Annotated in this window: 3 protein-coding genes; 2 read left to right on the forward strand and 1 reads right to left on the reverse strand. The window is 67.3% G+C overall.

All coding sequences use genetic code 11. The annotated features are described in order from the left end of the window. A partial coding sequence (locus AC5RV2_RS16890) for a 16S rRNA (uracil(1498)-N(3))-methyltransferase (RefSeq protein ID WP_494093296.1) occupies positions 1 to 213 on the forward strand: 213 nt, incomplete at its 5' end. Between the two features lie 23 nt (positions 214 to 236). Here AC5RV2_RS16890 and AC5RV2_RS16895 read toward each other — a convergent pair. Continuing rightward, positions 237 to 1,238, reverse strand: coding sequence for a GerMN domain-containing protein (locus AC5RV2_RS16895; protein ID WP_494093297.1), 1,002 nt, complete (start codon positions 1,236 to 1,238; stop codon positions 237 to 239). Between the two features lie 278 nt (positions 1,239 to 1,516). On the opposite strand from AC5RV2_RS16895, the gene AC5RV2_RS16900 reads away from it, so the two are divergent. After that, on the forward strand, positions 1,517 to 2,548 hold a 1,032-nt coding region (locus AC5RV2_RS16900), incomplete at its 3' end, for a PhoH family protein (RefSeq protein ID WP_494093298.1).

Raw genomic sequence — 2,548 nt, forward strand, 5'->3', positions numbered from 1 at the left:
CGGCCAGGTGCCCAGCCCGGTGGCCGGACCGGCGGCGCGGCGCGCGTGCTGATGATTGTGGGCCCCGAAGGCGGAATGAGCCGGGCCGAAGTCGACGCGATGCTCGACGCCGGGGCGGTGGCGGTGCGGCTGGGGCCGCACGTCCTGCGTTCCTCCACGGCCGGACCTGCCGCCTTGACCTTGCTCAGCGAGTTGCTGGGCCGCTGGCGCTGACCGCGTCCGTCAGCAGAACCGGCCTAGGTGATCGTGAAGACCTTGCTGTCCGCATTCTGCCGTTCGTCGGTCCGCCCGTCCTGGTCCTCTTGGAACACGTACAGCCGGTAGGTGCCCGGATCCAGCTTCTGGCTGAACCGGAACTCGCCGATCTGCCCGCTGTCGGCATCAACGAGGGCCGTGCCGTCCTTGACCAGTTCGCCTTCGGACGTGTCGTCGGAGCCGGCAAGGCGAAAAATCTGCCAGCTCAGTTCCGATTCGTACGCGACGCCGCGGCCGAACACCTCCACGCGTCCGGCGGCGGTGGCACCGTCGGCCGGATCGATGATCCATACCGGGGCCGCCAGGCTGCTGTTCCGGCCCATCGGCTGGCCCAGCGGCACATGGCCAAAGGCTTCGTAACCGTGATGCCCGTCGACGAGGATGACCACTTCCAGCGGATCGTCCGACGTGCTTAGCCCGGCGTTCGCCGCCGCGGCAGTGGCGGTGAAGACCAGTTGCTGCACGGCCCGTTCGGCGATGCCGGCATCCACGCGGCGGCTGAACGCGTCCGAGGAAATGTCCAGCGTGATGACCGAACCGTTGGTGATGGACGCGCCCACCTTGCTCGCCGGGCTGAGCGGGTTGAAGTAGTCCGGATCGAGGGGCTGCAGCCGCGTCAGCGCGGCCACCGCCGTCGTGATGGGATCACCCAGGTTCTCCGCCTGGCGGTATTCGCGGTACAGGAACACGTTGTCGGCGTTGGTGCCCAGCCAGTAGATGGGAGAGAGCTCCGAGGAGCGCAGGGTTTCGACCGGCACGCTGGAGACCAGGGGGCTGCTGGCCGAAGCGGGGGCGGTGGGATCCGGCATCGAGGTCTGGCCGCCGCCGCCACCGCCGGCGGCCTGCGGCGAGCATCCGAGCAGCACCAGCGACGAGGCAGTGACCAGCGCCAACCACGCACCGAAGCGGCGTGTCGGGACCGGGCCTGCGGGCTGCCGGAGCTGGTTGCTGGCGATGCTTTCGATCCCTTCTGACGTGGGCAATGACCGGGTGGGTGTGGGCCGAAAAGGGCTGCTGCCGCCTTTCCTGCCTCACTAGCTTGGCACAGGGGAGGGGGGCTGATGGCTGCTTTAACCAGCGCTCAACCGGACTGATGCAGGATTGATGCAGGATCGATACCAAGGCGTTTTTCGTCCCCGCAGAGGACGGTGCGGCGGCTCGTGCCGTAGCATGGACGTGTACCGTCGGGACCGGATCCATTTCCGGTTACCGCCAGCAAGCGCCCACCGAAGGAGCGATGAAAGGCCACATCGGCCGGACTATGTCCCAATCACGCCTGGATGTCGATCCGCTGGGATCAAGCAGCCGTTCCGTCCATTTCGATTCGTCGGAACACATGGTCAGGGCGCTCGGCGCCCACGATGAGGTGCTGCGGGTCATCGAGTCGGAGTTCAGCGATGTGGACCTGCATGTACGCGGCAACGAACTCTCCATCACCGGCCCCGCCGACGCGGTGCAGCTCACGCTCAACGTGGTGGAAGAGATCCGCGCCCTGGCGGCGAAGGATACGAGGATCACCGCGCAGGTGGTCGCCCAGCTGCTGCGCATGCTCGGCGAACAGTCGGCGCAGCGGCCGGCCGAGGTCCTGACGCTGAACATCCTCTCCTCGCGCGGCCGGAACATCCGGCCGAAGACCCTGAACCAGAAGAACTACGTCGAAGCCATCGACAACCACACCGTGGTCTTCGGCATCGGCCCCGCGGGCACAGGCAAGACCTATCTGGCGATGGCCAAGGCGGTCCAGGCCCTGCAGCACAAAGAGGTCAACCGCATCATTCTGACCCGTCCCGCCGTCGAGGCGGGGGAGCGGCTGGGCTTCCTGCCGGGCACGCTCAGCGACAAGATCGACCCGTACCTGCGCCCGCTCTACGACGCCCTGCACGACATGATGGACCCGGAGTCGATTCCGCGCCTGATGGCCGCGGGCACCATTGAGGTGGCGCCGCTGGCCTACATGCGCGGGCGCACGCTCAACGACGCGTTCATCATCTTGGACGAGGCGCAGAACACCACCCCGGAACAGATGAAGATGTTCCTCACCCGGCTGGGCTTCGGTTCCAAGATGGTCGTGACGGGCGACGTGACGCAGATCGACCTGCCGAACGGCACCAGCTCGGGCCTGAAGATCGTCAGCGAAATACTCGACGGCGTGGAAGACGTCCGCTTCTCCCGGCTGGACGCCACCGACGTGGTCCGCCACCGGCTGGTCAGCGACATCGTGACGGCGTACAGCCGCTGGGACGAGTCCCGCCGCGGCGAGGGCGGCCGGGACGAATCGCGCCGCTCGGACGGC

The organism is Arthrobacter sp. Y3225116 (assembly GCF_059091245.1).